A 21,473-nucleotide genomic window follows, 5' to 3' on the forward strand; every position below is an offset into this window, starting at 1 on the left:
GGGGCCACTGAGACATGGGACTCGAAGAAAAGCTGCCGAGCGGCTTCCTGCTGACCACCGTCGAGCAGGCCGCGGGCTGGGTGCGCAAGGCGTCGGTCTTCCCGGCCACGTTCGGCCTCGCCTGCTGCGCCATCGAGATGATGACCACCGGCGCGGGCCGCTACGACCTGGCGCGCTTCGGCATGGAGGTCTTCCGCGGCTCACCGCGCCAGGCCGACCTCATGATCGTCGCCGGCCGGGTGAGCCAGAAGATGGCGCCGGTGCTGCGGCAGGTCTACGACCAGATGCCGAACCCCAAGTGGGTGATCTCCATGGGGGTCTGCGCCTCCTCGGGCGGCATGTTCAACAACTACGCCATCGTCCAGGGCGTCGACCACATCGTGCCGGTCGACATCTATCTCCCCGGCTGCCCGCCGCGGCCCGAGATGCTGATGGACGCCATCCTCAAGCTCCACCAGAAGATCCGCAGCTCCAAGCTCGGCGTGAACGCCGAGGAGGCGGCCCGCGAGGCGGAGGAGGCGGCGCTCAAGGCCCTGCCCACCATCGAGATGAAGGGGCTGCTGCGATGAGCGACGCGAACGGCCCGAACCCCGAGAGGGACCTCAGCGCGTCGAACCTGCCGGGCCAGCGCGGCCAGGGCGGCGAGGAGATCCGCGTCCAGCGCGGCATGTTCGGCGCGAACAACGGCGGCGACACCTCCGGCTACGGCGGCCTCGTCCGGTCCGTCCGGCTCCCGGGACCGGCCAGCAGGCCGTACGGCGGCTGGTTCGACGAGGTCGCCGACGAGCTGGAGGGCGCGCTGGAGGAGCAGGGCCTGCTCCCCGAGAACGCCATCGAGAAGACGGTCGTCGACCGCGGCGAACTCACCTTCCACATCGAGCGCGAGCACCTGGTCCGCGTCGCCCGCACCCTGCGCGACGACCCGGCCCTGCGCTTCGAGCTGTGCACCGGCGTCAGCGGCGTCCACTACCCGGGCGACAAGGGCCGCGAGCTGCACGCCGTCTACCACCTGCGCTCGATCACCCACAACCGGCTGATCCGCCTGGAGGTCAGCTGCCCCGACAGCGACCCGCACATCCCGTCGCTGTTCTCCGTCTACCCGACGAACGACTGGCACGAGCGCGAGACCTACGACTTCTTCGGGATCGTCTTCGACGGTCACCCGGCCCTGACGCGGATCATGATGCCGGACGACTGGCAGGGCCATCCGCAGCGCAAGGACTACCCCCTCGGCGGCATCCCCGTCGAGTACAAGGGCGCCCAGATCCCGGCTCCGGACCAGCGGAGGTCGTACTCATGAGCACGCACACTCCCCCTTCTTCGGCTGCTTCGGCCTCCGCCCGCGAGACCACCGAGGGCACCGTCTACACGGTCACCGGCGGCGACTGGGACGAGGTCGTCGAGTCCGCGGCCCGCGCCGACGACGAGCGCCTGATCGTCAACATGGGCCCCCAGCACCCGTCCACGCACGGCGTGCTGCGCCTGATCCTGGAGATCGAGGGCGAAACGGTCACCGAGGCCCGCTGCGGCATCGGCTACCTGCACACCGGCATCGAGAAGAACCTCGAGTACCGGACGTGGACGCAGGGCACCACGTTCGTGACGCGCATGGACTACCTGACGCCGTTCTTCAACGAGACGGCGTACTGCCTCGCGGTCGAGAAGCTCCTCGGCATCGAGGACGACGTCCCCGACCGGGCCTCGGTCATCCGGGTGCTCCTGATGGAGCTGAACCGGCTCTCCTCCCACCTGGTGTGCATCGCCACCGGCGGCATGGAGCTCGGCGCCACCACGATCATGATCTACGGATTCCGTGATCGTGAACTCATTCTCGACATCTACGAGCTGATCACCGGGCTCCGGATGAACCACGCGTACATCCGCCCCGGCGGACTCGCCCAGGACCTGCCGCCCGGCGCGGTGGACCAGATCCGCGAGTTCGTGAAGAAGATGAAGAAGAACCTCCCGGAGTACGACAAGCTCGCCACCGGGAACCCCATCTTCAAGGCCCGCATGCAGGACATCGGCTACCTCGACCTGGCCGGCTGCATGGCCCTCGGCGCGACCGGCCCGATCCTGCGCTCCACCGGCCTGCCGCACGACCTGCGCAAGGCCCAGCCGTACTGCGGCTACGAGACGTACGACTTCGACGTCCCGACCGCCGACACCTGCGACGCCTACGGCCGCTTCCTGATCCGCCTGGAGGAGATGCGCCAGTCGCTGCGGATCATCGAGCAGTGCCTGGACCGGCTCCAGCCCGGTCCGGTCATGGTCGCCGACAAGAAGATCGCCTGGCCCGCCCAGCTCGCCCTGGGACCGGACGGGCTCGGCAACTCCCTCGACCACATCAAGAAGATCATGGGCAGCTCCATGGAGGCCCTGATCCACCACTTCAAGCTGGTCACCGAGGGCTTCCGCGTCCCACCGGGACAGGCCTACGCGGCGGTCGAGTCGCCCAAGGGCGAGCTCGGGGTGCACGTCGTCTCCGACGGAGGCACCCGCCCCTACCGGGTCCACTTCCGCGACCCGTCCTTCACCAACCTTCAGTCCATGGCGGCGATGTGCGAGGGCGGCCAGGTCGCCGACGTCATCGTCGCCGTCGCGTCCATCGACCCCGTGATGGGAGGCGTCGACCGGTGACCACCTCTTCTTCCGAGCGGGGCGTCAGCCTGGGCATGCCGGACCTGCCCGCGCCCGCCTACCCGGACGACGTCCGGGCCCGTCTGGAGACGGACGCGCGCCAGATCATCGCCCGCTACCCGGACTCCCGGTCCGCCCTCCTGCCGCTGCTGCACCTGGTGCAGTCGGAGGAGGGGTACGTCACGCGCACCGGGATGCGGTTCTGCGCGGACATGCTCGGCCTGACCACGGCCGAGGTCACCGCGGTCGCGACCTTCTACACCATGTACCGGCGCAAGCCGAGCGGCGACTACCAGGTGGGCGTCTGCACCAACACCCTGTGCGCCGTCATGGGCGGCGACGCCATCTTCGAGGAACTCCAGGAGCACCTCGGCGTCGGCAACGGCGAGACCACCGGCGACGGCAAGGTCACGCTGGAGCACATCGAGTGCAACGCCGCCTGCGACTACGCGCCGGTGGTGATGGTCAACTGGGAGTTCTTCGACAACCAGACCCCGGACAGCGCCAAGCGCCTCGTCGACGACCTGCGCGCGGGACGGCCGGTCAGCCCCACGCGCGGTGCGCCGCTGTGCACCTTCAAGGAGACCGCCCGGATCCTGGCGGGCTTCCCCGACGAGCGCGAGGGCGCCGTGGAGGCCGGGGGAAGCGCGGGACCCGCCTCCCTGGTGGGCCTCAAGCTCGCCAAGGGCGAGGCCGCCCCCGCGCGCGTGGTGCACCCGCGCGGCGCGGCACCCCGGGACGAGCCGCCGCACGAGCCGTCCCCGGCACAGCACCTCAGCTCGCACGACGCGCCGCAGGACACATCGGCCTCCGACCCCGCCAACCCGGCCGGGCCCACCGCCGAGGAGGGGGAGTGATGACCTTGGCACCCGAACTGAAGGACATGAGCCCGGAGAAGCTGCTCGCACCCGTGCTGTCGGCCTTCTGGGACGAGGACAGGTCCTGGACGCTCGACGTGTACCGGCGGCACGACGGCTACGAGGGCCTGCGCAAGGCGCTGGCCATGTCGCCCGACGACGTCATCGCGTACGTCAAGGACTCCGGGCTGCGCGGCCGCGGCGGCGCAGGCTTCCCCACGGGCATGAAGTGGCAGTTCATCCCCCAGGGAGACGGCAAGCCTCACTATCTTGTTGTCAACGCCGACGAGTCGGAGCCCGGGACGTGCAAGGACATCCCGCTCCTCTTCGCGAACCCGCACAGCCTCATCGAGGGCATCGTCATCGCGTGCTACGCCATCAGGTCGTCGCACGCCTTCATCTACCTGCGGGGTGAAGTCGTCCCCGTACTGCGGCGGTTGCACTCGGCCGTCGCCGAGGCCTACGCGGCGGGCTACCTCGGCGAGAACATCCTCGGCAGCGGACTCGACCTCGACGTCACCGTGCACGCGGGCGCGGGCGCGTACATCTGCGGTGAGGAGACCGCACTGCTCGACTCGCTCGAAGGCCGCCGTGGGCAACCGCGGCTTCGTCCCCCCTTCCCTGCGGTGGCCGGCCTGTACGCCTGCCCGACTGTGGTGAACAACGTCGAGTCGATCGCGTCGGTTCCCGCGATCCTCAACCGGGGCAAGGAATGGTTCCGGTCGATGGGAAGCGAGAAGTCCCCGGGCTTCACGCTGTACTCCCTCTCCGGCCATGTCGCGAGCCCCGGTCAGTACGAGGCGCCGCTCGGCATCACGCTGCGCCAGCTGCTCGACATGAGCGGCGGCATGCGGCCCGGGCACCGCCTGAAGTTCTGGACGCCGGGCGGCTCCTCGACCCCGATGTTCACCGACGAGCACCTCGACGTCCCTCTTGACTACGAAGGAGTGGGCGCCGCGGGTTCCATGCTCGGCACCAAAGCGCTCCAGTGCTTCGACGAGACGACCTGTGTCGTACGCGCCGTGACCCGCTGGACCGAGTTCTACGCCCACGAGTCCTGCGGCAAGTGCACGCCCTGCCGCGAGGGCACGTACTGGCTCGTGCAGCTGCTGCGCGACATCGAGGCCGGCAAGGGCGTGATGTCCGACCTCGACAAGCTGAACGACATCGCCGACAACATCAACGGCAAGTCCTTCTGCGCCCTCGGCGACGGCGCCGCCTCGCCGATCTTCTCCTCGCTCAAGTACTTCCGCGAGGAGTACGAGCAGCACATCACGGGCCGGGGCTGCCCCTTCGACCCGGCCAGGTCGACGGCCTGGGCCGACCGCACGGAGGTGACCGCATGACCGTGACCACCAGCGCTCCCTCGGGCGGGGGAGAGGCGGCGGTCCCGAGGGAAGACCTCGTGACACTGACGATCGACGGCATCGAGATCAGCGTGCCCAAGGGCACCCTGGTCATCCGGGCCGCCGAGCAGCTCGGCATCGAGATCCCCCGGTTCTGCGACCACCCCCTCCTGGACCCGGCCGGCGCCTGCCGTCAGTGCATCGTCGAGGTCGAGGGCCAGCGCAAGCCCATGGCGTCCTGCACGATCACGTGCACGGACGGGATGGTCGTGAAGACCCACCTCACCTCCCCGGTCGCCGAGAAGGCGCAGAAGGGGGTGATGGAGCTGCTGCTCATCAACCACCCCCTGGACTGCCCGGTCTGCGACAAGGGCGGCGAGTGCCCGCTGCAGAACCAGGCGATGTCGCACGGCAACGCCGAGTCCCGCTTCGACGGCCGCAAGCGCACGTACGAGAAGCCCGTGCCGATCTCCACGCAGGTGCTGCTGGACCGGGAGCGGTGCGTGCTGTGCGCCCGCTGCACCCGCTTCTCCAACCAGGTCGCGGGCGACCCGATGATCGAGCTGGTCGAGCGGGGCGCGCTCCAGCAGGTCGGCACCGGCGAGGGCGACCCGTTCGAGTCGTACTTCTCCGGCAACACCATCCAGATCTGCCCGGTCGGGGCGCTCACCTCGGCGGCGTACCGATTCCGCTCCCGCCCCTTCGACCTCGTCTCCTCCCCGTCGATCTGCGAGCACTGCTCCGGCGGCTGCGCCACCCGCACCGACCACCGGCGCGGCAAGGTCATGCGGCGCCTGGCGGCCCTCGACCCCGAGGTCAACGAGGAGTGGATCTGCGACAAGGGACGGTTCGCGTTCCGGTACGCCCAGCTGAGGGACCGGCTCCAGACGCCCCTGGTGCGCAACGCCGAGGGCGAGCTGCGGCCGGCGTCCTGGCCGGAGGCGCTCCAGATCGCCGCCCAGGGGCTGCTCGCCTGCCGCGGCCGCACCGGCGTCCTCACCGGCGGCCGGCTCACCGTCGAGGACGCCTACGCGTACAGCAAGTTCGCGCGCGTGGCGCTCGACACCAACGACATCGACTTCCGCGCGCGCGTGCACAGCGGCGAGGAGGCCGACTTCCTGGCCGCCCGGGTCGCCGGCCGCGGCCGTGACCTCGACGGTACGGGCGTCACGTACACCTCCCTGGAGCAGGCGCCCGCGGTCCTGCTGGTCGGGTTCGAGGCCGAGGAGGAGGCGCCCGGCGTCTTCCTGCGGCTGCGCAAGGCCTGGCGCAAGCACGGGCAGCAGGTGTTCTCCCTGGCCACGCACGCCACGCGCGGGCTGACCAAGGCCGGCGGCACGCTGCTGCCGGCCGCGCCCGGCACCGAGACCGAGTGGCTGGACGCGCTCGCGAGCGGTACCGGACTGGAGGGCGACGGGGCGCGGGCCGCCGAGGCGCTGCGCGCCGAGGGCGCGGTGATCGTCGTCGGCGAGCGGCTGGCCGCCGTCGCCGGTGGCCTGACCGCCGCCGCACGGTTCGCCTCCGCGACCGGCGCCCGGCTGGTGTGGATCCCCCGCCGGGCCGGGGAACGCGGCGCCGTCGAGGCCGGCGCGCTGCCGTCGCTGCTGCCCGGCGGGCGCCCGGCGACCGACCCGCGCGCGCGGGAGGAGGTCGCCGCCGTCTGGGGCGTCGCCGACCTGCCGCACCGCTACGGCCGCGACACCGGCCACATCATCGAGGCCGCCGCCTCCGGCGAACTCCAGGCGCTGCTGGTGGCGGGCGTCGAGGTCGCCGACCTGCCCGACCCGGCACGCGCGCGTGCGGCCCTGGACGAGGTGGGCTTCCTGGTGTCGCTGGAGCTGCGGCCCAGCGAGATCACCGAGAAGGCCGATGTCGTCCTGCCCGTCGCCGCGGTCCCCGAGAAGGCCGGCACCTTCCTCAACTGGGAAGGGCGGGTGCGCTCCTTCGAGGCCGCGCTCAAGCCCGACCAGATGACGCGGCCCGTGGCGCCCACCGACGGGCGTGTGCTGCAGATGCTGGCCGACGCCATGGACATCCACCTGGGCCTGCCGGACCTGCGCACCACGCGCGCGGAAATCGACCGGCTCGGCGCCTGGGGCGGCCCTCGGGCCACCGAGCCGCTGGAGAGCGCGGGCCCGCTGCCCCGCCCCGCCGCCGGGGAGGCCGTGCTCGCCGGGCACCGGCTGCTGCTCGACCAGGGCGTGCTCCAGGAGGGCGACGAGGCGCTGGCCGGCACCCGGCACGCCGCGTACGCGCGCGTGTCGCCCGCCACGGCCGCCGAGGCGGGCGTCCAGGACGGCGATCCGCTGGCCGTGACCGGGTCCTTCGGCACGGTCGAACTGCCGCTGCGGGTGACCGAGATGCCCGACCGGGTCGTCTGGCTCCCGCTGAACTCCACCGGGGCCGGCGTCGCCTCCGACACCGGTGCGCGTCCCGGCTCCCTCGTCCGCATCGGCCCGGCGCCGCTCGCCGGCGAGGCCCCCAAGGAGGTGGAGGCATGAGCCCGTACCTCGCCGCTGAAGACCTCTCCCTGTTCGGCCACGACCCCTGGTGGCTGGTCGTCATCAAGGCGGTGTTCTGCTTCGCCTTCCTGATGGTGACCGTGCTGATCTCCATCGTCATGGAGCGCAAGGTCGTCGCCTGGATGCAGCTGCGCATCGGCCCCAACCGGCACGGCCCCTGGGGCATGCTCCAGTCGCTCGCCGACGGCATCAAGCTGATGCTCAAGGAGGACATCGTCGTCAAGCGCGCGGACAAGGTGGTGTACGTCCTCGCGCCGATCGTGGCGGCCATCCCGGCCTTCATGGCGATCGCGGTGATCCCCTTCGGCCCCGCCGGCAACGAGATCTCGATCTTCGGCCAGCGCACCACGATGCAGCTCACCGACCTGCCGATCGCGATGCTCTACATCCTCGCGGTCGCCTCCGTCGGCATCTACGGCATCGTGCTCGCGGGCTGGAGCTCCGGCTCGACGTACCCGCTGCTGGGCGGCCTGCGCTCCTGCGCGCAGATGATCTCGTACGAGATCGCCATGGGCGCCGCCTTCGCCTCCGTGTTCCTGTACTCGGGCTCGATGTCGACCTCGACCATCGTCGAGGCGCAGCAGGACCGCTGGTACATCGTGCTGCTGCCGCTGTCCTTCCTGCTGTACATCGTGACGATGGTCGGCGAGACCAACCGCGCCCCCTTCGACATGCCGGAGTCCGAGGGCGACCTGGTCGGCGGCTTCAACACCGAGTACTCGTCGATCAAGTTCGCGATGTTCATGCTCGCCGAGTACGTCAACATGGTGACCGTCTCGGCCGTCGCGACCACGCTCTTCCTCGGCGGCTGGCGGGCCCCGTGGCCCGTCAGCGCCTTCTGGGAGGGCGCGAACCACGGCTGGTGGCCGCTGCTGTGGTTCGTCGTGAAGGTCCAGCTGCTGCTGTTCTTCTTCATCTGGATCCGCGGCACCCTCCCGCGCGTGCGCTACGACCAGCTGATGAAGCTCGGCTGGAAGGTCCTCATCCCGGTCTCGCTGGTGTGGCTGATGCTCGTCGCGAGCGTGCGGGCGCTGCGCAACGAGGGCTACGACTTCACCGACATCGCCCTCTACATCGGCGGCGGCGTCCTCGCCCTGCTGCTGCTCTCCTTCGTCGCCGACATGTTCCGCGAGAAGAACAGGCCGCAGCCCGAGCGGAAGCCGGCCGCCTTCGACCCGATGGCGGGCGGGTTCCCGGTGCCGCCGCTGCCCGGACAGGAGCTTCCCCCCGTGCCCAGGCGCCGCTCGCGCCAGGCGCGTGAGCTGATTGTCAGTGGTGGGCCGGACACTGTCAGTGACGGATCTACGGATGGAAAGGAGGCGTCCGATGGCTGAGGAGCCCAAGGAGGCCGGGCAGACGAAGCCTGGCTTCCAGAACCCCGTGGCCGGCTTCGGCGTGACCTTCAAGGCCATGTTCAAGAAGCGGCTCACGGAGCAGTACCCGGAGCAGAAGAAGACCACGGCTCCGCGCTTCCACGGACGGCACCAGCTCAACCGCCATCCGGACGGCCTGGAGAAGTGCGTCGGCTGCGAGTTGTGCGCCTGGGCCTGCCCCGCCGACGCGATCTACGTCGAGGGCGCGGACAACACCGAGGAGGAGCGCTACTCGCCGGGCGAGCGCTACGGCCGCGTCTACCAGATCAACTACGCCCGCTGCATCCTGTGCGGACTGTGCATCGAGGCGTGCCCCACGCGCGCGCTGACGATGACCAACGAGTTCGAGCTGGCCGACTCCAGCCGGGCCAACCTCATCTACACCAAGGAGCAGCTGCTCGCCGGCCTCGAGGAGGGCATGGTCGAGCCGCCGCACGCCATGTACCCGGGCACCGACGAACAGGACTACTACCGGGGCCTGGTCACCGAGGCCGCCCCCGGCACCACGCGGCAGGTCGCCCACTCCGAGGGCGAGGTGGTCCAGGAGGCCGACTCGACCTTCGGCGGGACCGAACCGGCCTCGCAGGAGGTGATCGGGCGATGACCGGCCAGCTCGCCGCGTACACCACCTCCACCGGAGAGGCCGTCCAGTTCTGGGTCCTCGGCACGGTCGCCGTGCTCGGCGCCCTGTGCACCGTCTTCATGAAGAAGGCCGTGCACAGCGCGCTCTGCCTCGCCGGAACCATGATCATCCTGGCGGTGTTCTACCTCGCCAACGGCGCCTACTTCCTCGGCGTCGTCCAGATCGTCGTCTACACCGGCGCGATCATGATGCTGTTCCTGTTCGTGGTGATGCTCGTCGGCGTCACCGCGGCGGACTCCCTGAAGGAGACCATCAAGGGGCAGCGCTGGCTGGCCCTGCTGTGCGGGCTCGGCTTCGGCGTCCTGCTGATCGCGGGCATCGGCAACGCCTCCCTCAAGGAGTTCGACGGCATCGGCCAGGCCAACGCGAACGGCAACGTCGAGGGCATCGCCGCCCTGCTGTTCACCCGGTACGTCTTCGCGTTCGAGATCACCGGCGCCCTGCTGATCACCGCGGCCGTCGGCGCGATGGTGCTCACCCACCGGGAGCGCACCGAGCGCGCCAAGACCCAGCGCGAGCTGGCCGAACAGCGCGTGCGGGAAGGCACGTACCTGCCGCCGCTGCCCGCGCCCGGTGTGTACGCCCGGCACAACGCGGTCGACATCGCGGGCCTGCTGCCCGACGGCACCCCGTCCGAGCTCACCGTCAGCAAGACGCTGCGGGAGCGCGGCCAGCTCCGGGACGTGTCGCAGGAGGCGCTCAACGACCTGCGCGCCCTGGAACAGCGCGCCGAGGAGCGCCTGGAGCGCAGGGCCATCGAGCCGGCGACCTTCAAGCGGCCCGAGGAGGCGTCGAAGTGAACCCCGTCAACTACCTCTATCTCGCGGCCCTGTTGTTCACGATCGGTGCCACCGGCGTGCTGATCCGGCGCAACGCGATCGTGGTGTTCATGTGCGTGGAGCTGATGCTCAACGCCTGCAACCTCGCGTTCGTCGCCTTCTCCCGGATGCACGGCAACCTCGACGGCCAGATCATCGCCTTCTTCACGATGGTCGTCGCCGCCGCGGAGGTCGTGGTCGGGCTCGCGATCATCGTGTCCCTGTTCCGTTCCCGCCACTCGGCCTCGGTCGACGACGCCAGCCTGATGAAGCTGTAAGGGGTCGGTGAACCGTGACTAACCTGATTGCGCTGCTGGTGGCGGCGCCCCTGCTCGGAGCGGCGGTCCTGCTGTGCGGCGGCCGCAGACTGGACGCCGTGGGCCACTGGATCGGCACGCTGCTCGCCGGCGTCTCGTTCGTGCTCGGCCTCGTGCTCTTCGGCGACCTGCTGGGCAAGGACGCCGAGCACCGCACCCTGACCTCGCACCTGTTCAGCTGGGTGCCGGTCGAGGGCTTCCAGGCCGACGTGGCCTTCCGCCTCGACCAGCTGTCGATGACGTTCGTGCTGCTGATCACGGGTGTCGGCTCGCTGATCCACCTGTACTCGGTCGGGTACATGGAGCACGACGAGCGGCGCCGCCGCTTCTTCGGCTACCTGAACCTGTTCCTCGCGGCGATGCTGCTGCTCGTCCTCGCCGACAACTACCTGCTGCTGTACGTCGGCTGGGAGGGCGTCGGTCTCGCCTCCTACCTGCTGATCGGTTTCTGGCAGCACAAGCCCAGCGCCGCCACGGCCGCGAAGAAGGCCTTCCTGGTCAACCGCGTCGGCGACATGGGCCTGTCGATCGCGATCATGCTGATGTTCCTGTGGTTCGGCACCTTCGCCTTCGGGCCGGTGCTCGGCACGCACGGGGAGGCCGGGCTCGCGGGCGCGGCCGGTGAGGGCAAGCTCACCGCGATCGCCCTGATGCTGCTGCTCGCCGCCTGCGGCAAGTCCGCCCAGGTGCCGCTGCAGTCCTGGCTCGGCGACGCCATGGAGGGCCCGACCCCGGTCTCCGCCCTCATCCACGCGGCCACCATGGTGACCGCGGGCGTCTACCTGATCGTGCGCTCCGGGGCCGTCTTCAACGGCGCGCCCGACGCCCAGCTGGTCGTCACCGTCGTCGGCGCGGTCACGCTCCTGTTCGGTGCGATCGTCGGTTGCGCGAAGGACGACATCAAGAAGGCGCTGGCCGGCTCGACCATGTCGCAGATCGGCTACATGGTGCTGGCCGCGGGCCTCGGCCCGATCGGCTACGTCTTCGCGATCATGCACCTGGTGACGCACGGCTTCTTCAAGGCCGGGCTGTTCCTGGGCGCCGGTTCGGTCATGCACGGCATGAACGACGAGGTCGACATGCGGCGCTACGGCGGCCTGAGGAAGTACATGCCGGTCACCTTCGTCACCTTCGGTCTCGGCTACCTCGCGATCATCGGCTTCCCGGGCCTGTCCGGCTTCTTCTCCAAGGACAAGATCATCGAGGCGGCGTTCGCCAAGGGCGGCACCGAGGGCTGGATCCTCGGCGGCTGCGCCCTGCTCGGCGCGGCCATCACCGCGTACTACATGACACGCGTGATGCTGATGACGTTCTTCGGCGAGGAGCGCTGGCGTCACGCGCCCACGCCGTCCCCGGCCGAGCCCGACGTGGAGCCCGCCGCCGAGACGCGCGGCGAGCACGCCGAACCGCACCCGCACGAGTCGCCCAAGGTCATGACGATCCCGATGATCGTCCTGGCCGTCGGGTCGGTGGCGGGCGGCGCGTTCTTCAGCATCGGCGACCGCTTCCTGCACTGGCTGGAGCCGATCACCGGGCACGACCACGGGCACGCCCCGATCGGCGCGGCGACGGTCACCACGGCCACCGTCGTGTGCATGGTCCTCGGTGTGGCCCTGGCGTACCAGCAGTACGGGCGCCGCCCGGTCCCGGCCGTCGCCCCGCGCGGCTCGCTGCTCACCCGGGCCGCCCGCCGCGACCTGCTCCAGGACGACTTCAACCACATCGTCCTGGTGCGCGGCGGCGAACACCTGACGCGCTCCCTGGTGTACGTCGACCACACCCTGGTCGACGGGGTCGTCAACGGCACGGCGGCCTCGGTCGGCGGCCTGTCCGGGCGGATGCGCAGGCTGCAGAACGGCTTCGCCCGCTCCTACGCGGTCTCGATGTTCGGCGGCGCGGCGGTCCTGGTCGCCGCGACCCTGCTGATGAGGGCGGTCTGATACCGATGTCCTTTCCCCTGCTGACAGCGACGGCGGTGCTCCCGGCCGTCGGGGCCATCGCCACGGCCGCCGTACCGGCCGCCCGGCGCACGGCGGCCAAGTGGCTGGCGCTCGTGGTCTCGCTGGCCACGCTGGCGCTCGCGATCGCCGTCCTGGTGCGCTTCGACCCCGACGGCGACCGCTACCAGCTCACCGAGTCCCACGCCTGGATCAAGGACTTCGGGGTCCGCTACGAACTCGGCGTGGACGGCATCGCGGTGGCGCTGATCGCGCTCACGGCGGTCCTGATCCCGTTCATCATCCTCGCGGGCTGGCACGACGCCGACCCGCTGGAGACCGGCAGCAAGCGGTGGCGGCCGACGCAGGGCTTCTTCGCCCTGATCCTGGCCGTCGAGGCGATGGTGATCCTCTCCTTCGAGGCCACCGACGTCTTCCTCTTCTACATCTTCTTCGAAGCCATGCTGATCCCGATGTACTTCCTCATCGGCGGCTTCGGGGACCGTGCGCACGCGCACGGCGAGGACGCGGCCTCCACCCAACGGTCGTACGCGGCGGTGAAGTTCCTGCTCTACAACCTGGTCGGCGGTCTGATCATGCTGGCCGCGGTGATCGGCCTGTACGTGGTCGCCGGGAACTTCAGCCTCCAGCAGATCGCCGAGGCCCGCGCCGACGGCTCCCTCGACATGGCGACCAGCACGGAGCGCTGGCTGTTCCTCGGCTTCTTCTTCGCCTTCGCGGTGAAGGCGCCGCTGTGGCCGCTGCACACCTGGCTGCCCAACGCCATGCAGGAGTCCACCGCCCCGGTCGCCGTGCTCATCACGGCGGTCGTCGACAAGGTGGGCACCTTCGCGATGCTCCGCTTCTGCCTCCAGCTCTTCCCGGAGGCCAGCACGTGGGCGACGCCGGTCATCCTCGTCCTGGCGCTCATCAGCATCATCTACGGGGCGCTGCTGGCGGTCGGCCAGCGCGACATCAAGCGCCTGATCGCCTACGCGTCGATCTCGCACTTCGGCTTCATCATCATGGGCATCTTCGCGATGACCAGCCAGGGCCAGTCCGGCGCGACGCTGTACATGGTCAACCACGGCATCTCGACCGCCGCGCTGATGCTGGTGGCGGGCTTCCTGATCTCCCGGCGCGGCTCGCGGCTCATCGCCGACTACGGAGGGGTGCAGAAGGTCGCCCCGGTGCTGGCCGGCACCTTCCTCATCGGCGGCCTGGCGACCCTGTCGCTGCCGGGACTGGCGCCGTTCGTCAGTGAGTTCCTGGTCCTGGTCGGCACGTTCACGCGCTACCCGGTGATCGGCGTCATCGCCACCTTCGGCATCGTGCTCGCCGCCCTCTACACCCTGGTGCTCTACCAGCGGACGATGACGGGACCGGTGAAGCCCGAGGTGGCCGCGATGCCCGACCTGCGGGTGCGGGAGTTGGCCGTCGTGGCCCCGCTGGTCGTGCTGCTGATCTTCCTGGGCGTCTACCCGAAGCCCGTCACGGACATCGTCAACCCGGCGGTGCAGCAGACCATGTCCGACGTACACAAGAAGGACCCCCAGCCCGAGGTGGAGGCGGCCAAGTGAGCGCATCAGCCGTCCACAGCCTGTGGACAACGGCGGCAACCGCGGCCGAACCGATCTCGAAGATCGACGCGCCGAAGTTCGAGTACGGGCAGTTGGCGCCCACCTTGATCATCGTCGGCGCGGCGATCCTCGGGGTGCTCGTCGAGGCGTTCGTGCCGCGCAAGTTCCGTTACCACGCCCAGATGTTCCTGTCCGCCGTCGCGCTCGCCGCCGCGTTCGCCGCGGTCGTCGCGCTCGCGGCGGACGGGTACGGCACGACCAAGGCGCGCATCGCCGCGATGGGCGCGATCGCCGTCGACGGTCCGGCGCTCTTCCTGCAGGGCACGATCCTGCTGGCGGGCCTGGTCGGCCTGTTCACCTTCGCCGAGCGGCGGCTCGACCCGGTCGTGCACGGCAACCGCGTCGACTCCTTCGCCGCGCAGGCCGCGTCCGTGCCGGGCAGCGAGAGCGAGAAGGCGGCCGTGAAGGCCGGGTTCACCACCACCGAGGTGTTCCCGCTGCTGCTCTTCGCGATCGCCGGCATGCTGATCTTCCCGGCGGCCAACGACCTGCTGACGCTCTTCGTGGCGCTGGAGGTCTTCTCGCTCCCGCTGTACCTGATGTGCGCGCTGGCCCGCCGCAAGCGGCTGATGTCGCAGGAGGCGGCGGTCAAGTACTTCCTGCTCGGCGCGTTCGCCTCGGCGTTCACGCTGTTCGGCATCGCGATGCTGTACGGCTACGCGGGCTCGATGTCGTACGCGACGATCGCGTCGGTCGTCGACGGCACGGTGCAGGACGTCACCCCGGCGCTCGCCGGCACCATGGGCAACGACGCGCTGCTGCTGGTCGGCGCCGGTTTGCTGGTGATGGGCCTGCTGTTCAAGGTGGGCGCCGTGCCGTTCCACATGTGGACGCCGGACGTGTACCAGGGCGCGCCGACGCCGGTGACCGGCTTCATGGCGGCCGCGACCAAGGTGGCCGCCTTCGGCGCCCTGCTGCGCGTCCTGTACGTGGTGCTGCCCGGGCTGCGCTGGGACTGGCGGCCGGTGATGTGGGGCGTGGCGATCGTCACCATGCTGGGCGGTGCGATCGTCGCGATCACCCAGACCGACATCAAGCGGCTGCTGGCGTACTCGTCGATCGCGCACGCGGGCTTCATCCTCGCGGGTGTCATCGCCACCACGCCGGACGGTGTGTCCTCGGTGCTGTTCTACCTGGCCGCGTACTCGTTCGTGACGATCGGCGCGTTCGCGGTCGTCACGCTGGTGCGGGACGCGGGCGGCGAGGCCACCCACCTGTCCAAGTGGGCCGGGCTGGGGCGCAGGTCCCCACTGGTGGCGGCCGTGTTCGCGGTGTTCCTGCTGGCCTTCGCGGGCATCCCGCTGACCTCCGGGTTCGCCGGGAAGTTCGCCGTGTTCAAGGCGGCGGCGGAGGGCGGCGCGGCTCCGCTGGTGGTGATCGGTGTGATCTCCTCGGCGATCGCGGCGTTCTTCTACATCCGCGTGATCGTGCTGATGTTCTTCAGCGAGCCGAAGCCGGAGGGGCCGACGGTGGCGGTGCCGTCCCCGCTGACCATGACCGCGATCGGGGTCGGCGTGGCGGTCACGCTGGTGCTGGGTGTGGCGCCCCAGTACTTCCTGGATCTGGCGGGGCAGGCGGGCGTGTTCGTACGCTGACGCGGCGCCTGCCTGCCTGCACGTGCGGCCCGGCATCCCTTCGGTGGGTGCCGGGCCGCTGTCGTGTCCGGGGCAGGCCGTGGTTACTCGCCGCTGTCGTCACTCGCCGCCGTGGCGGCGTGGCTTGATGGCGGTGAGGTCCAGGTCCACGGGGAAGGGGGCGCTCACCTTCATCCGCTCGCGGAAGATGCCCACGCTGGTGTATGCGCCGATGGTGGGCTCCAGCTCGAAGGCGTGCACGGCGGCGAGGCCCTTCTCGTTCTCCACGCGCCAGTAGTGGGGGATGCCGGCCCGGGCGTACTTCAGCGGCTTGGTCTCGCGGTCGCGGGAGACGGAGTCGGCGGAGACGACCTCGATGGCCAGCAGGACCGCGTCGGCCGGGTACCGGGTCTGCTCCGGGCTCTCCACCACGTCCCCGCGCACCACGATCACGTCCGGCTCGGGCCGGTTCTGGCGGTCGATGTCGATGGTGAACTCGCGGACGACCTCGAACTCCTCCGGAGCCAGGGACTGCAGCTGCCAGTTGAAGAAGTCGACAGCGCGTGAGTGGAAGAGAGTCTGCGGACTCACGAAGACGAGGCTCCCGTCGATCAGTTCCGTGTGCGGAGGCAGATTCGGAAGCCGGTCCAGGTCGTCGGCGGTCCAGCCGCCCTCCGGCGGGATCGGCCAGGTGGGCGTGGACGCCTTCGGTGCGACGCTCATCAGTGCTCCCATGGGACGGAGTCTCGCCGGTGCATTCAGACTATCCGCCGGGCAACGGGCGGGTCTCCCGCGAACCTGTGAACGGTGATCGTGTCTTGACACGGGCCGGACCGGGCGGCCTGTGGATAACTCCGGGGCTGTCGGTGGCGGGCCCTATCGTGGACGCAGTGGTCGAGGGACGACGTACGGGGGACGGGACGATGGGCGGGACGGGCGGTATCGCCGAGATGACAGTGACACAGAGCGAGGCGCTGGCCACGCTGCACCGGGTGTTCGGGTACGACGCCTTCCGGGGTGAGCAGGAGGCCGTCGTCGAGCACGTGGTGGCCGGCGGCGATGCCGTCGTGCTGATGCCGACCGGCGCCGGGAAGTCGCTGTGCTACCAGATTCCCGCCCTGGTCAGGCCAGGTACGGGCGTGGTCGTCTCGCCGCTCATCGCGCTCATGCAGGACCAGGTGGACGCCCTGCGGGCCCTCGGTGTGCGGGCCGGGTTCATGAACTCCACGCAGGACTTCGACGAGCGGCGGACGGTCGAGGCCGAGTTCCTGGCCGGGGAGCTGGACCTGCTGTACCTGGCGCCGGAGCGGCTGCGGCTGGACAGCACACTGGACCTGCTCTCACGCGGGAAGATCGCCCTCTTCGCGATCGACGAGGCGCACTGTGTCTCGCAGTGGGGCCACGACTTCCGGCCCGACTACCTCGCGCTGTCGCTGCTCGGCGAGCGCTGGCCGGACGTGCCGCGCATCGCGCTCACGGCGACGGCCACCCGGGCCACGCACCGGGAGATCACCGAGCGGCTGAACATGCCGACGGCCCGGCACTTCGTGGCGAGCTTCGACCGGCCCAACATCCAGTACCGGATCGTGCCGAAGGCCGACCCGAAGAAGCAGCTGCTGAGCTTCCTGCGCGAGGAGCACCCGGGCGACGCGGGCATCGTGTACTGCCTCTCCCGCAACTCGGTCGAGAAGACCGCCGAGTTCCTGACCCGCAACGGCATCGAGGCGGTGCCGTACCACGCGGGCCTGGACGCGGGCACCCGCGCCGCTCACCAGTCCCGGTTCCTGCGCGAGGACGGGCTGGTCGTGGTGGCGACCATCGCCTTCGGGATGGGCATCGACAAGCCCGACGTGCGGTTCGTCGCCCACCTCGACCTGCCCAAGTCGGTCGAGGGCTACTACCAGGAGACGGGCCGGGCCGGCCGGGACGGACTGCCCTCGACGGCATGGATGGCGTACGGGCTCAACGACGTCATACAGCAGCGCAAGCTGATCCAGTCCGGCGAAGGGGACGAGTCCTTCCGGCGGCGCGCCCAGGCCCACCTGGACGCGATGCTCGCGCTGTGCGAGACCGCCCAGTGCCGCCGGGGCCAGCTGCTGGCCTACTTCGGCCAGGACCCCGACCCGGCGGGCTGCGGAAACTGCGACACCTGCCTGACCCCGCCGGAGACCTGGGACGGCACGATCGCGGCGCAGAAGGTGCTGTCGACGGTGGTGCGGCTGCAGCGCGAGCGGGGGCAGAAGTTCGGCGCGGTGCAGATCGTCGACATCCTGCTGGGCAGGCGCACGGCCAAGGTGATCCAGTTCGACCACGACCAGCTGTCGGTGTTCGGCATCGGCCAGGAGCTCACCGAGGGCGAATGGCGGGGCGTCATCCGGCAGTTGCTGGCCCAGGGGCTGCTCGCGGTCGAGGGGGAGTACGGCACGCTGGCGCTGACCGAGGCCAGCGGCGCGGTGCTGCGGCGGGAGCGGGACGTGCCGCTGCGCAAGGAGCCGAAGAAGCCGGCGCCGTCCCGCGCGGCCGCCTCCTCCGGCCGGGGCGAGCGCAAGCCCAAGGCCGCCGCCGCCGAGCTGCCCGAGGAACTGCTCCCCGCCTTCGAGGCCCTGCGTGCCTGGCGCGCCGAGCAGGCACGTGAGCAGGGCGTCCCGGCGTACGTCATCTTCCACGACGCCACCCTGCGGGAGATCGTGAGCGTGTGGCCGACCTCGGTGGCCCAGCTCGGCGGCGTCGGCGGGGTCGGGGAGAAGAAGCTCGCCACCTACGGGGAGGGGGTGCTCGGGGTGCTGGCGTCGCTGGGCAGGCCGTCCGGCACGGCCGCGGCGCCCGCCGGGGACCCGGGCGGCCCGGACCACTGGCCCGAGCCGGGCGAGGAGCCGGAGCCGGACGACTGGATATAGCCGGCTGTGCGGCGGTCCGGATAACCGCCGGGGCGGCGGCGGTCCGGCCCGGGCGCGGGCGCCCCGGACTCCCCGGCGCCCGGACGGCACGGCGTCACAGCGCCCGTGCCGCGTACGCCCGGACGTCCGCGTCCGTGTCGGTCGTGGCCGTGGCGAGCGCCGCCCGGGCGTCGTCGCCGGCGGTGTGCCGGGTCAGGGCGAGGACGGCGGCCTTGCGGACGTCGGCGTTCGGGTCGGCGAGGGCCTTGGCGAGGGCAGGCACGGCGACCTCCGGGTCGGCCGCGGACAGCGCGGTGGCGGCACCGGACCTGACCTGCCAGGCCGGGTCGGACAGCGCCTCCACGGCCCGTGCGGCGAGCGGCGCCGGGATGCCGGTGGTGCCCAGCGCCCCGTAGGCGGCGCCGCGCACCAGGGCGTCCGGGTCGTCGGCGAGGCCGGACAGCGCCGCCCGGACGGCGTCGGCTGCCGGGCCGGCCGGTGCGTCCTCCGCCAGGAGTCCCGCGCCCACCGTGGCCAGGCCCTTGGCGATGGCCACGCGGACCTCGCGGGACGGGTCGGCGGTCGCCGCGCGGGCCAGCGGTGCGGCGGCGTCGACCGACACCAGGGCCCGTACGGCCTCGATGCGGACGGTGCGGTCGGCGTCGGACAGGGCGTCGGCGAACAGACCGGCATCGCCCAGGCGCAGCGCCCGCAGGACATCCAGTGCGGCGGCGCGCACGACGGGGTCGGGTTCGGTCAGGGCGGTGGCGAGGGCGTCGCGCAGGGCGGGTTCGGGCGGGAGCGTCTCGACGAGTTCCCGCAGGGACGCGGCCGCGGCGGCACGCACCTCGGCGGCGGGGTCGGTGAGGGCGGCGGCGAGGGCGGGACCCGTCCCCGCCGGGAGGGTCTCGGTGAGGACGGCGACCGCCTCGCGCCGGACGGCGGGCACGGGGTCGGTCAGGTACGGCTCCAGGGCGGGCAGACCGGGCTGCTCCTCGGCCTCCGCGAGGGCGACGAGTGCGAGGAGCCGCGCCGAGACCTGTTCGGGAGCGGGCTCGGGCAGGGCGCCGGACGACGGCAGCCGGGCGGCGTCCGCGCGCTCGGCGTCCGGCCCAGCGACCCGGGCCGCCACCGGCGCCACGTCCCGTGACCCGGCCGTCGCCACGTCCTCGGCGTGGACCTCGCCCAGACGGCGGGAGGGGCCGCCCACGGGGGTGAAGCCGTCGACCGGAACGAGATAGGGAGCCACGGGGCGCGCCGTGAACTCCATCGCACCAGAGGGGGACTTGTGCAGATCGAGATGGTGGAAACAGGACGCGTCGTCGCGCTCCGGGTGGTCGAGACGGTCGTGGTAGAGGCCCCAGCGGGACTCCGTACGGGCCAGGGAGGCCCGGGCGGCCATCTCCGCGCAGTCTCGGATGAAGGTGACCTCGGCGCAGCGCATCAGCTCGTGCGGGGTGCGGGCACCCATCGCGGCGATCTCGGCGCGCATCCGCTCGAAGGCCTCCAGCGCCAGCGACAGCCGGGCGCCCGACTTGGGCGGGGCCACGTAGTCGTTGACGAACCGGCGCAGCTTGTACTCGACCTGGGGCTGCGGCGGGCCGTCCGGGTTGCGCAGCGGGCGGTAGATCAGCTCGTGCGCCTCCCGCAGCTGCTCGGCGGGAAGCTCGCCCTCGTAGGCCGTGTACCGGGACGCGTCCGCGCCCGCCAGGTCGCCGAAGACGAACGCGCCGATCATGTAGTTGTGCGGCACGCAGGCCAGGTCGCCGGCCGCGTACAGGCGCGGGACGGTGGTCCGGGCGTGGTCGTCCACCCGGACGCCGGAGGCCGAGTGGCCGCCGCACAGGCCGATCTCGGAGATGTGCATCTCGACGTCGTGGGTGCGGTAGTCGTGGCCCCGGCCGGAGTGGAAGGTGCCGCGGGTGGGGCGCTCGGTGGAGTGCAGGATCGACTCCAGGGCGGCGACCGACTCCTCCGGCAGGTGGGACAGCTTCAGGTAGACCGGGCCCCGGTCGCTGGCCACCTCCGCCGCGAACTCCGCCATCATCTGCCCCGACCAGTAGTCGGAGTCGACGAAGCGTTCGCCGTGCCGGTTGACCTGGTAGCCGCCGAAGGGGTTGGCGACGTAGGCGCAGGCGGGACCGTTGTAGTCCTTGATCAGCGGGTTGATCTGGAAGCACTCGATGCCGGTGAGTTCGGCGCCCGCGTGGTAGGCCATGGCGTAGCCGTCGCCCGCGTTGGTCGGGTTCTCGTACGTGCCGTACAGGTAGCCGGAGGCGGGCAGGCCGAGGCGGCCGCAGGCGCCGGTGGCGAGGATGACGGCGCCGGCGCGGACCGACACGAACCGTCCCGTGCGGGTGTTGAAGCCCGCGGCGCCGACGGCCCGGCCGCCGGCCGTCAGCACGCGCACCGGCATCACCCGGTTCTCGATGCGGATGAGCTCCCGCATCTCGCGCCGCCGCAGCTGCCGGTACAGGACCTTCTTGACGTCCTTGCCCTCGGGCATCGGCAGCACGTACGAGCCGGAGCGGTGCACCTGGCGGACCGCGTACTCGCCGTGCTCGTCCTTCTCGAACTTCACGCCGTACGACTCCAGCCGCCGCACCATCGCGAAGCCGCGGGTCGCGGTCTGGCGGACGGTGGACTGGTCGACGATGCCGTCGTTGGCGCGGGTGATCTCGGCGACGTAGTCGTCGGGTTCGGCGCGGCCGGGGATGACCGCGTTGTTGACGCCGTCCATGCCCATCGCGAGGGCGCCGGAGTGGCGGACGTGCGCCTTCTCCAGCAGCAGCACCCGCGCGCCGTGCTCGGCGGCGGTCAGGGCCGCCATGGTGCCGGCGGTGCCGCCGCCGACGACGAGGACGTCGCAGGAGAGCTCTTCGGCGTCGGTGAGGGCGGGGATCTCCGTCACAGGGTCCACCACAGGGCCT

At 71.1% G+C, this 21,473-nt stretch carries 16 protein-coding genes; 14 read left to right on the forward strand and 2 right to left on the reverse strand.

The features are described from left to right. Positions 1-14 precede the first annotated feature (14 nt). From AB0K80_RS04415 to nuoN, 13 genes are read left to right on the forward strand one after another with little or no spacing between them, the layout of a single operon-like run. Entirely contained in the window at positions 15-569 is a 555-nt protein-coding gene (locus tag AB0K80_RS04415; protein WP_365665674.1) for an NADH-quinone oxidoreductase subunit B family protein, read from the forward strand. Then, positions 566-1,300: an NADH-quinone oxidoreductase subunit C gene (locus AB0K80_RS04420; RefSeq protein ID WP_365665676.1), complete on the forward strand. Its 735-nt coding sequence runs from the start codon at positions 566-568 to the stop codon at positions 1,298-1,300. Before AB0K80_RS04415 ends, AB0K80_RS04420 begins: the two co-directional genes overlap by 4 nt. Further along, the gene (locus tag AB0K80_RS04425) at positions 1,297-2,640 is read left to right on the forward strand and encodes an NADH-quinone oxidoreductase subunit D (RefSeq protein ID WP_365665677.1); all 1,344 of its coding nucleotides are present in this window, start codon (positions 1,297-1,299) and stop codon (positions 2,638-2,640) included. The genes AB0K80_RS04420 and AB0K80_RS04425 overlap by 4 nt, the downstream gene beginning before the upstream one ends. Further along, positions 2,637-3,497: an NADH-quinone oxidoreductase subunit NuoE gene (nuoE, locus tag AB0K80_RS04430; RefSeq protein ID WP_365665679.1), complete on the forward strand. Its 861-nt coding sequence runs from the start codon at positions 2,637-2,639 to the stop codon at positions 3,495-3,497. Before AB0K80_RS04425 ends, nuoE begins: the two co-directional genes overlap by 4 nt. Then, on the forward strand, positions 3,494-4,843 hold the full coding sequence (nuoF, locus tag AB0K80_RS04435; RefSeq protein ID WP_365665681.1) for an NADH-quinone oxidoreductase subunit NuoF: 1,350 nt from the start codon (positions 3,494-3,496) through the stop codon (positions 4,841-4,843). Before nuoE ends, nuoF begins: the two co-directional genes overlap by 4 nt. Beyond that, complete coding sequence (locus AB0K80_RS04440) at positions 4,840-7,344, forward strand: NADH-quinone oxidoreductase subunit G (protein ID WP_365665683.1); 2,505 nt, start codon at positions 4,840-4,842, stop codon at positions 7,342-7,344. Before nuoF ends, AB0K80_RS04440 begins: the two co-directional genes overlap by 4 nt. Continuing rightward, entirely contained in the window at positions 7,341-8,699 is a 1,359-nt protein-coding gene (gene nuoH / locus AB0K80_RS04445; protein ID WP_365665685.1) for an NADH-quinone oxidoreductase subunit NuoH, read from the forward strand. Before AB0K80_RS04440 ends, nuoH begins: the two co-directional genes overlap by 4 nt. Beyond that, the gene (gene nuoI / locus AB0K80_RS04450) at positions 8,692-9,342 is read left to right on the forward strand and encodes an NADH-quinone oxidoreductase subunit NuoI (protein WP_365665686.1); all 651 of its coding nucleotides are present in this window, start codon (positions 8,692-8,694) and stop codon (positions 9,340-9,342) included. The genes nuoH and nuoI overlap by 8 nt, the downstream gene beginning before the upstream one ends. After that, positions 9,339-10,181, forward strand: coding sequence for an NADH-quinone oxidoreductase subunit J (locus AB0K80_RS04455; RefSeq protein ID WP_365665687.1), 843 nt, complete (start codon positions 9,339-9,341; stop codon positions 10,179-10,181). The genes nuoI and AB0K80_RS04455 overlap by 4 nt, the downstream gene beginning before the upstream one ends. Continuing rightward, complete coding sequence (nuoK, locus tag AB0K80_RS04460; RefSeq protein ID WP_004927567.1) at positions 10,178-10,477, forward strand: NADH-quinone oxidoreductase subunit NuoK; 300 nt, start codon at positions 10,178-10,180, stop codon at positions 10,475-10,477. The genes AB0K80_RS04455 and nuoK overlap by 4 nt, the downstream gene beginning before the upstream one ends. A gap of 14 nt (positions 10,478-10,491) precedes the next feature. Then, positions 10,492-12,456 (forward strand): NADH-quinone oxidoreductase subunit L, encoded by a 1,965-nt coding sequence (nuoL, locus tag AB0K80_RS04465; RefSeq protein WP_365665689.1) that lies wholly within the window; start codon positions 10,492-10,494, stop codon positions 12,454-12,456. A 5-nt stretch (positions 12,457-12,461) separates the two neighbouring features. After that, positions 12,462-14,033: an NADH-quinone oxidoreductase subunit M gene (locus AB0K80_RS04470; protein ID WP_365665691.1), complete on the forward strand. Its 1,572-nt coding sequence runs from the start codon at positions 12,462-12,464 to the stop codon at positions 14,031-14,033. Further along, positions 14,030-15,688: an NADH-quinone oxidoreductase subunit NuoN gene (gene nuoN, locus AB0K80_RS04475; protein ID WP_365665692.1), complete on the forward strand. Its 1,659-nt coding sequence runs from the start codon at positions 14,030-14,032 to the stop codon at positions 15,686-15,688. The genes AB0K80_RS04470 and nuoN overlap by 4 nt, the downstream gene beginning before the upstream one ends. A 99-nt stretch (positions 15,689-15,787) precedes the next feature. On the opposite strand, the gene AB0K80_RS04480 is transcribed toward nuoN, so the two are convergent. Then, positions 15,788-16,390 (reverse strand): Uma2 family endonuclease, encoded by a 603-nt coding sequence (locus AB0K80_RS04480; protein ID WP_365665694.1) that lies wholly within the window; start codon positions 16,388-16,390, stop codon positions 15,788-15,790. A gap of 200 nt (positions 16,391-16,590) precedes the next feature. Between AB0K80_RS04480 and recQ the strand changes: the two genes are divergently transcribed. Next, complete coding sequence (recQ, locus tag AB0K80_RS04485) at positions 16,591-18,564, forward strand: DNA helicase RecQ (protein ID WP_365665855.1); 1,974 nt, start codon at positions 16,591-16,593, stop codon at positions 18,562-18,564. 94 nt (positions 18,565-18,658) lie between these two features. Here the strand turns inward: recQ and AB0K80_RS04490 are convergent, their stop codons facing one another. Continuing rightward, positions 18,659-21,463 (reverse strand): fumarate reductase/succinate dehydrogenase flavoprotein subunit, encoded by a 2,805-nt coding sequence (locus tag AB0K80_RS04490; protein WP_365665696.1) that lies wholly within the window; start codon positions 21,461-21,463, stop codon positions 18,659-18,661. Positions 21,464-21,473 lie beyond the last annotated feature (10 nt).

The organism is Streptomyces sp. NPDC052682, assembly GCF_040678435.1.
Lineage (GTDB): Bacteria > Actinomycetota > Actinomycetes > Streptomycetales > Streptomycetaceae > Streptomyces.

Excerpts from the sequence above, each read along its gene's own strand:
- AB0K80_RS04420 (WP_365665676.1), top strand. The coding sequence starts at position 566 with ATGAGCGACGCGAACGGCCCGAACCCCGAGAGGGACCTCAGCGCGTCG.
- AB0K80_RS04455 (WP_365665687.1), top strand. The coding sequence starts at position 9,339 with ATGACCGGCCAGCTCGCCGCGTACACCACCTCCACCGGAGAGGCCGTC.
- AB0K80_RS04480 (WP_365665694.1), bottom strand. The coding sequence starts at position 16,390 with ATGAGCGTCGCACCGAAGGCGTCCACGCCCACCTGGCCGATCCCGCCG.
- AB0K80_RS04425 (WP_365665677.1), top strand. The coding sequence starts at position 1,297 with ATGAGCACGCACACTCCCCCTTCTTCGGCTGCTTCGGCCTCCGCCCGC.
- nuoI (WP_365665686.1), top strand. The coding sequence starts at position 8,692 with ATGGCTGAGGAGCCCAAGGAGGCCGGGCAGACGAAGCCTGGCTTCCAG.
- AB0K80_RS04415 (WP_365665674.1), top strand. The coding sequence starts at position 15 with ATGGGACTCGAAGAAAAGCTGCCGAGCGGCTTCCTGCTGACCACCGTC.
- recQ (WP_365665855.1), top strand. The coding sequence starts at position 16,591 with ATGGGCGGGACGGGCGGTATCGCCGAGATGACAGTGACACAGAGCGAG.
- AB0K80_RS04470 (WP_365665691.1), top strand. The coding sequence starts at position 12,462 with ATGTCCTTTCCCCTGCTGACAGCGACGGCGGTGCTCCCGGCCGTCGGG.
- AB0K80_RS04440 (WP_365665683.1), top strand. The coding sequence starts at position 4,840 with ATGACCGTGACCACCAGCGCTCCCTCGGGCGGGGGAGAGGCGGCGGTC.
- nuoH (WP_365665685.1), top strand. The coding sequence starts at position 7,341 with ATGAGCCCGTACCTCGCCGCTGAAGACCTCTCCCTGTTCGGCCACGAC.